This is a genomic window from Mesorhizobium sp. M7A.F.Ca.CA.002.04.1.1 (genome assembly GCF_004022805.1).
Taxonomy (GTDB): Bacteria; Pseudomonadota; Alphaproteobacteria; order Rhizobiales; family Rhizobiaceae; genus Mesorhizobium; species Mesorhizobium ciceri.
In genome coordinates this window covers 1-7,023 of record NZ_RZPL01000263.1, presented here as the reverse complement: position 1 = coordinate 7,023, position 7,023 = coordinate 1, and the positions used below count along the sequence as shown (strand labels likewise).

Here is a 7,023-nt window from a genome sequence, read left to right as displayed (position 1 = left end):
GTCGTGGCGGCGCCGGGCACGCAGATCCTGTTGCCGCGCGTTGCGTCGCTCATTTCGCCCGGCAAGGCGTTGGTGCTGGGTCCGACCTACGCCGAACATGCCCGCGCTGCCGCGATCGCCGGGCACCAGGTGGCGGAGGTCGATAATTTCGAAGCGTTGGCGGACGCCGACCTCGTCATCATCGTCAATCCGAACAATCCGGATGGACGTGTCATAGAGCGCGACCGGTTGCTGGCTCTGGCCGCCGGATTGCGCGCCAAGGGCGGACTGCTGGTCGTCGACGAGGCGTTCATGGATGTCGGCCCGCGTCAGCACAGCGTCGCGGGCGATGTCGGTCGGGGCGGCCTCGTCGTGCTGCGCTCGTTCGGCAAGTTCTTTGGCCTGGCCGGGCTGCGGCTCGGCTTTGCACTTTCCGATACTGCGACGGTCGACCGGCTGGATACGCAGTTCGGACCATGGGCCGTCGCCGGCCCGGCGCTGGAATATGGCATCCGCGCGCTTGCCGACATCGGGTGGCAGGACGTGATGCGGGCGTCGTTGGCCGGTGAATCGGCGCGTCTCGATGCGCTTTTCAGCCGCTTCGGCGTTCCTGTTGCGGGCGGAACCACACTGTATCGTTTCCTCAGTCTGACCAATGCCGCCGATTTGTTTGCAGCGCTCGGCGAGCGCGGCATCCTGCTTCGCCATTTTGCCGACCGGCCTGACGTTCTGCGCGCCGGCCTGCCGGGCAGTGAGGAGGAATGGCAGCGGCTCGAATCCGCACTTGCCGAGTGGGCGTCGCGGCGCAAGCATCAATCGAAGGGTTCAAAACGATGATCCATGTCTGCTCGCTTGCAAAGATCGAGGAAACGGTGGCCAGGACCGGCGCCGACCGCATGCTTTCGCTGCTCGCCGCCGGAACGGAGGTGGTGCGGCCGGCCTCGATCTCGAGGGAAAACCACCTGCATCTGGTCATGCACGACATCGCGGTGGCGCAGGACGGCATGACCATGCCGGGCGAAGACCATGTCCGCAATCTGCTCGATTTCGCGCGCCGGTGGGACCGGGCAAGGCCGATGCTCGTGCATTGCTATGCCGGCATCAGCCGCTCGACGGCTTCGGCCTATATCATCGCGGCAGCACTGGCGCCGAAGCGTGACGAGGCCGAATTGGCGCGGACGCTGCGGGCGCTGTCGCCTTCGGCAACGCCCAATCCGCGACTGATCGCCGTGGCCGATGCGTTGCTTGAGCGCAACGGCCGCATGGTCGAGGCGATCGAATCGATCGGGCGCGGCGCGGACGCCTTTGAAGGCACGCCCTTTGCGCTGAGGATCGACAGCTAGCTTTGCCCCCATATCGTTGTTCGTCTGATCCGCCTCCTCCATCGCCTCGTTTGTTCAAGAGGATCTGGAATAGCGATGACAGCGCTTGCCACTGGTTTGGAGGCTACGTCAACCACTCCGCGAGCTTCGCCTTGCGCACATCTTGCAGCAGGCTGATGAAGCCGTCGGCCTGATATTCTGCCGTCAGCCGGCCCTTCTCCGCCGTCGCGATGCTGGCGTCGCCGACGACGCCGTTCGGGTTGAGATCGCTGGCGATCCAGGCGAAGGCGTGGGTGCCGGTGTGGCGCAGCAGCGAAAATTCCTTTTCGGCCTTGGCGACATTGGAAACGAAATTGTCTGATTTGCCCATGTCCACGAGGTCCGGCCGGAAATGCAGCATCAGCGAGGTCTCGACATCGCCGCCATGGATGCCGTGACGGTCCTCCAGTTCGGTATACATGCCGGCCGGACGGCCAAAACGCTGCCAGCTGGTCTTCACCGCCAGCATCTTTTCGCGCACGCGCAATTCGCGCGTGACGATGCCCATGATCTCCTCGTTGCCGCCATGCGAATTGACCACGATCAGCTTGCGCACACCGGCGCGCGCGATCGACAGGCCAAGCTCGGTCCAGGCTTCGATCAGCGTGGTTGCCGGCAGAGTGAGGGTGCCCGGCGCATGCAGGTGTTCGTTGGATTTGCCCACGGCCTGCACCGGCAGGATGCGGATGTCGAGATCGTCGGGCAGGCGCGAAATGACCGTGTCGAGCATGCCGTTCATGATCGACGTGTCGGTCGAAACAGGCAGATGCGGCCCATGCTGCTCGATCGCCGCCACTGGCAGCACGGCGATGGTCGCCTCGGGATCGATCGAGGCGTATTCGGTGGTCCGGTAGTCGCCCCACCACACGCGTCTTTTGGGTACGGTCATGTCATGCCTCTTCAATGGTCAGGCAGACCTAGCGCGGGACGGGCGGCCTGTCGATCACCCCGCCGCGATGGCCTCGATTTCGACCTTGAATTCGGGCCGGGCAAAGCCGGAAACAATCATCAATGTCGACGCTGGCGCGGGGCTCGAAAACAGCCGGTCGCGGACGTCCATATAGGGCCGCAGATGCGCGCGGTCGGTGACATAGGCGTTGATGCGCACGATATCCCTGAGACCCAGGCCGGCTTCGCCGAGAATCGCCGCGATGTTTTGAAAGCAGAGTTCGGCCTGCGCTCCGGCGTCTTCGGGAATCAGGTCGTCGGCGGTGATGGCGACCTGGCCCGAGCACAGCACAAGCCGCTTGCCGGCCGGCACCTCGACGCCGTGACTGTAGCGGGCAAAGGGCGGCTTGATGGACTTCGGGGTGAGGAATTTGAACATGGCAATCTCCTGGATGCCGCCACCTAAAGCCGGACTCATTACACCTTCAAGATGGCGGTGCATGTTGCCCGGGCGATTGTGGACAGCCGTTCAAAAAATAGGCACGATGCCTTCCGTACAGCATGACCCGTTCGCGCTTGGCATGGCAACGTCTTTCAAGCGGGCGGTCCCGGCGCCAGACGCCGGTGGCATGTGTCTTGCTTCTTGAATCTTTGGTGTCGAGCCTGGCGCGTGGCGCGCCGGAGCAAACAGAGGGTGGTGTCGATGTACGGAAAACAGAAGATCTCGGTGGCGGTTGTGGCCCTGCTTGCAGCCAGCACGCTGGGTGCGGCTGCGAATGAGAAAGTCACCTTCGGCACCAACTGGTTGGCCGAGCCGGAACATGGCGGATATTACCAGTCCGTGGCGGACGGCACCTACGCCGCCTGCGGCCTCGACGTCACCATCATGCAGGGCGGTCCGCAAGTCAGCGGCCGGCCGATGCTGCTGGCCGGCAAGATCGATTTCTACATGGGCGGCAATCTGCTGTCGGCCTTCGATGCGGTCCAGCAAGGCATACCGATGCGCGTGGTGGCGGCGGATTTCCAGAAGGACCCGCAGGTCATCATGTCCCACCCCGGCGAGGGGCTCGACAAATGGGAGGACCTGAAGAACGCCGACCAGTACATATTGGGCGACGAGGGCGTGCAGACCTTCTTCCAGTGGATGGTCATCGAACTCGGCTTCGACGCCTCCAAACGCGCGCCCTACACCTACAACACCGCTCCCTTCCTCGCCAACAAGAAGTCGATCCAGCAGGGCTACGTCACCTCAGAGCCGTTCGCGGTCCAGAAGGAAGGCGGCTTCGTGCCGAACCAGTTCCTGCTCGCCGACTATGGCTGGGACACATATTCGACGACGATCGAAGTGATGCAGGACACGATCGACAAGAAGCCGGAGGTGGTCCAGTGCTTCGTCGATGGCTCGGCCAAGGGCTGGTACAAATATCTCTACGGCGACAACAAAGCCGCCAACGACATGATCAAGAAAGACAATCCCGACATGAGCGACGAGCAGATCGCGTTCTCGATCGAGCAGATGAAGAAGTTCGGCCTGGCCGATTCCGGCGACACCGAAAAGCTCGGCATCGGCGCCATGACCGACGCGCGGATCAAGAGTTTCTACGACAAGATGGTAAAGGCTAAGGTCACGCCAGCCGGCATCGACATCAAGAAGGCCTACACGCTGACCTTCATCAACAAAGGCGTCGGGCTCGAGCTGAAGAAATAGGCCGCCCCGGAATGATAAGGGAAAAAGTGGCGCAAGCGCCGGCTGCGTCGGGTGCGGCCCCGACGCTCCTGGCGCTGAAGGGCGTCGGCAAGGTGTTCTCCAACGGCGTGACGGCGCTCAGCGACGTCGACCTGACCATCCGGGAAGGCGATTTCGTCAGCCTGCTCGGGCCGTCGGGTTGCGGCAAGTCGACGGCGCTGCGGCTGATCGCCGGCCTGTCGACGCCAACTTCCGGCGTGCTCGATTGGCGCGGTGGCGGCTCGCTCGACCGCTCGAACATCGGCTTCGTCTTCCAGGAGCCGACGCTGCTGCCTTGGGCCAATGTTTTCGACAATGTCTGGCTACCGCTTCGGCTGAAAGGCATTTCGCACGCCAAGGCGACACCGGCGGTAACGGAGATGTTGGCGCGGGTTCACCTGACCGGCTTCGAAAACGCGGTGCCGCGCGAACTGTCAGGCGGCATGAAGATGCGCGTATCCATAGCGCGCGCCATGGTGACCAAACCGCGCGTGCTGCTGATGGACGAACCGTTCGCGGCACTCGACGAGATCACCCGCTTCAAGCTCAACAACGATCTCCTGGAACTGTGGCAGGACGAACGGTTCACCGTCGTCTTCGTCACCCACAGTGTCTTCGAAAGCGTGTTCCTGTCCAACCGCGTCGTCGTCATGGCGGCGCGGCCGGGCAGGGTGTTCGACGAACTCGCCATCGAGGCCTCCTATCCGCGCGACGAGGCGTTTCGCACCTCGCCAGACTATGCGGCACTGTGCCGTCAGGCTTCCGACGTGCTGGTCAAGGCCATCAACTCAACAGCAGGCGCGCATTATGACGGCCATTGACGAGCGCGTGCTCGAACTCGACCCCGAGGAAGCACGCCGCGTGCGCCAGGCGCGGTTCGAACGGATCGGCCGCTGGGTGCTGCCGCTGGCGATCATGATCCTGGCGATCTGGCTGTGGGATCGCATCTGCGTGTGGAACGAGATCCCGCAATACATCCTGCCGCGTCCCGGCGTGGTGCTGTGGACGCTCTACAACGATGCCGGCCTGCTGTTTTCCTCGCTGCTGGTCACCTTGCGCATCACCTTTCTCAGCTTGGCTCTGGCGGTCATAGGCGGGGTCGGGCTGGCGGTGCTGTTCGCGCAGTCGAAATGGGTCGAGATGTCGTTCTTCCCCTTCGCCATCGTGCTGCAGGTGACGCCGATCGTGGCGATCTTTCCGCTGATCAACATCTATGTGAACGACCAGACGACCAAGCTTCTGCTGTGCGCCTGGATCGTCGCCTTCTTTCCGATCCTGTCCAACACCACGCTTGGCCTCAACTCCGTCGACCGCAATCTGCGCGATATGTTCAAGCTCAACGGCGCGACGCGCTGGCAGCAATTGCGCTATCTCAGGCTGCCGGCGGCGATGCCCTATTTCCTCGGCGGGTTGAAGATCGCCGGCGGCCTGTCGCTGATCGGCGCCGTGGTGGCCGAGTTCGTTGCCGGTACCACCGGCCAGTCGTCCGGCCTTGCCTCGCGCATCATCGAGGCCGGCTACCGGCTCAACGCGCCGCGGCTGTTCGCGGCGCTGTTCCTGATCTCGCTGACCGGCATTTTGATCTTCCTCGTGCTGTCGCTGATATCGCATCTCATCTTGCGGCGCTGGCATGAAAGCGCGCTGAAGCAGGAGCGCTAGGCCTTGATTCCCAACACTGGTTCATACCGGCTTACCAACGTCAGGCTTCACGCGTCCCTGACACCGGGGCTCGCTGCTGTCCCCGATAGCGATGGCTTCGCGCTTGCCGACGTCACTGTCGCCGACGGCAAGATTTCCAACATCGCCGCGCATGGCCGATTGAAAGCGTCTGCCGACGCCGTCGATCTCGGCGGTCGCATCGTGCTGCCGTGCTTCGTCGACTGCCACACGCATATCGACAAGGGCCATATCTGGCCGCGAAAGCCCAATCCCGACGGCACGTTCATGGGCGCGCTGAATGCCGCCGATGCCGATCGTGTGGCACGCTGGAGCGCCGAGGATTTGGCGCGGCGGATGGATTTCTCGCTGCGCTGCGCCTACGCCCATGGCACAAGGGCGCTGCGCACCCACATCGACAGCGTCGCGCCGCAGGAGGAAATCTCCTGGCCGGCGTTCGAGGCGATGCGCGAGGAATGGCGCGGCCGCATCGAGTTGCAGGGCGCCTGCCTGCTCGGCGTCGAAGGCGTGCGCAACAAAAAGTGGTTCGACAGGCTGGCAAAGAGGGTTGCCGCGGCAAAGGGCGTGCTCGGTGTCGTCACCTATATGGCGCCGGACCTCGAAGAGCTGCTCGATCACGTCTTCGCGCAGGCCATCAAGCATGGCCTCGATCTCGATTTCCATGCCGACGAGACCAACGACATTTCCGCCATATCGCTGAAGAAGATCGCCGAGGCCGCTCTGTGGAACGGTTTCGAAGGAAAGATCCTCGTCGGCCATTGCTGCTCGCTGGCGCGCCAGCCGGATCTCGACGTGCTCGACACGCTGGACAAGGTGGCGAAAGCGGGGCTCGCCGTCGTCTCGCTGCCGATGTGCAATCTCTATCTGCAGGACCGGCGCGCCGACGGCACCACGCCACGCTGGCGTGGCGTGACGCTGCTGCACGAGATGAAGGCGAGGGGCATTCCGGTGGCGGTTGCTTCCGACAACACGCGTGATCCCTTCTATGCCTATGGCGATCTCGACATGCTGGAGGTCTACCGCATGGCGACGCGCATCCTGCATTTCGATCATCCGGTCGCCGACTGGCCGCAAGCGGTCACCGCGACGCCGGCCAAGGTGATGCGGTTTGATGGCTTCGGCACGCTGGCTGCCGGCGGTGATGCCGATTTCATCGTGTTCAAAGGCCGAAGCTGGACGGAATTGCTGTCGCGGCCCGAATCGGATCGCATCGTGGTGCGCGGCGGCAAGGCGATCGACCGCCAATTGCCAGATTATGCCGAACTCGACGAACTGATGGTGGAATGATGGATGTTTCGGCGCTCAAACGCGATCTCGAAGGCCTGAAGGTCGACGACAATCCGGCCATCGTCCAGCAGAAGAGCCGTGACTTCTACTGGTACAGCCCGGTGC

Annotated in this window: 8 protein-coding genes; 6 read left to right on the top strand and 2 right to left on the bottom strand. The window is 63.2% G+C overall.

Annotated features, from left to right (window positions below; all coding sequences use genetic code 11):
- A partial coding sequence (locus ENZ75_RS15545; protein WP_164887837.1) for an aminotransferase class I/II-fold pyridoxal phosphate-dependent enzyme occupies window positions 1-816 on the top strand: 816 nt, incomplete at its 5' end.
- The gene (locus ENZ75_RS15540; protein ID WP_063168226.1) at window positions 813-1,322 is read left to right on the top strand and encodes a tyrosine phosphatase family protein; all 510 of its coding nucleotides are present in this window, start codon (window positions 813-815) and stop codon (window positions 1,320-1,322) included. The genes ENZ75_RS15545 and ENZ75_RS15540, both read left to right, overlap by 4 nt.
- A gap of 103 nt (window positions 1,323-1,425) precedes the next feature.
- On the opposite strand, the gene ENZ75_RS15535 is transcribed toward ENZ75_RS15540, so the two are convergent.
- Window positions 1,426-2,229, bottom strand: coding sequence for a creatininase family protein (locus ENZ75_RS15535; protein WP_063168225.1), 804 nt, complete (start codon window positions 2,227-2,229; stop codon window positions 1,426-1,428).
- A gap of 54 nt (window positions 2,230-2,283) precedes the next feature.
- The gene (locus ENZ75_RS15530; RefSeq protein WP_024501344.1) at window positions 2,284-2,667 is read right to left on the bottom strand and encodes a RidA family protein; all 384 of its coding nucleotides are present in this window, start codon (window positions 2,665-2,667) and stop codon (window positions 2,284-2,286) included.
- Between the two features lie 264 nt (window positions 2,668-2,931).
- On the opposite strand from ENZ75_RS15530, the gene ENZ75_RS15525 reads away from it, so the two are divergent.
- From ENZ75_RS15525 to ENZ75_RS15510, 4 genes are read left to right on the top strand one after another with little or no spacing between them, the layout of a single operon-like run.
- The gene (locus ENZ75_RS15525) at window positions 2,932-3,936 is read left to right on the top strand and encodes an ABC transporter substrate-binding protein (protein ID WP_013531126.1); all 1,005 of its coding nucleotides are present in this window, start codon (window positions 2,932-2,934) and stop codon (window positions 3,934-3,936) included.
- An 11-nt stretch (window positions 3,937-3,947) separates the two neighbouring features.
- A complete protein-coding gene (locus ENZ75_RS15520; protein ID WP_063168224.1) occupies window positions 3,948-4,775 on the top strand; it encodes an ABC transporter ATP-binding protein in 828 nt (275 codons plus the stop codon).
- Window positions 4,762-5,613 (top strand): ABC transporter permease, encoded by an 852-nt coding sequence (locus ENZ75_RS15515; protein WP_063168223.1) that lies wholly within the window; start codon window positions 4,762-4,764, stop codon window positions 5,611-5,613. Before ENZ75_RS15520 ends, ENZ75_RS15515 begins: the two co-directional genes overlap by 14 nt.
- Before the next feature lie 3 nt (window positions 5,614-5,616).
- The gene (locus ENZ75_RS15510; protein ID WP_013531129.1) at window positions 5,617-6,918 is read left to right on the top strand and encodes a cytosine deaminase; all 1,302 of its coding nucleotides are present in this window, start codon (window positions 5,617-5,619) and stop codon (window positions 6,916-6,918) included.
- The last annotated feature ends 105 nt before the right edge of the window (window positions 6,919-7,023 follow it).

Bases quoted from the DNA above. Each gene is read 5' to 3' on its own strand.
- ENZ75_RS15540 (WP_063168226.1), top strand. From the start codon at position 813: ATGATCCATGTCTGCTCGCTTGCAAAGATCGAGGAAACGGTGGCCAGG.
- ENZ75_RS15535 (WP_063168225.1), bottom strand. From the start codon at position 2,229: ATGACCGTACCCAAAAGACGCGTGTGGTGGGGCGACTACCGGACCACC.
- ENZ75_RS15530 (WP_024501344.1), bottom strand. From the start codon at position 2,667: ATGTTCAAATTCCTCACCCCGAAGTCCATCAAGCCGCCCTTTGCCCGC.
- ENZ75_RS15525 (WP_013531126.1), top strand. From the start codon at position 2,932: ATGTACGGAAAACAGAAGATCTCGGTGGCGGTTGTGGCCCTGCTTGCA.
- ENZ75_RS15520 (WP_063168224.1), top strand. From the start codon at position 3,948: ATGATAAGGGAAAAAGTGGCGCAAGCGCCGGCTGCGTCGGGTGCGGCC.
- ENZ75_RS15515 (WP_063168223.1), top strand. From the start codon at position 4,762: ATGACGGCCATTGACGAGCGCGTGCTCGAACTCGACCCCGAGGAAGCA.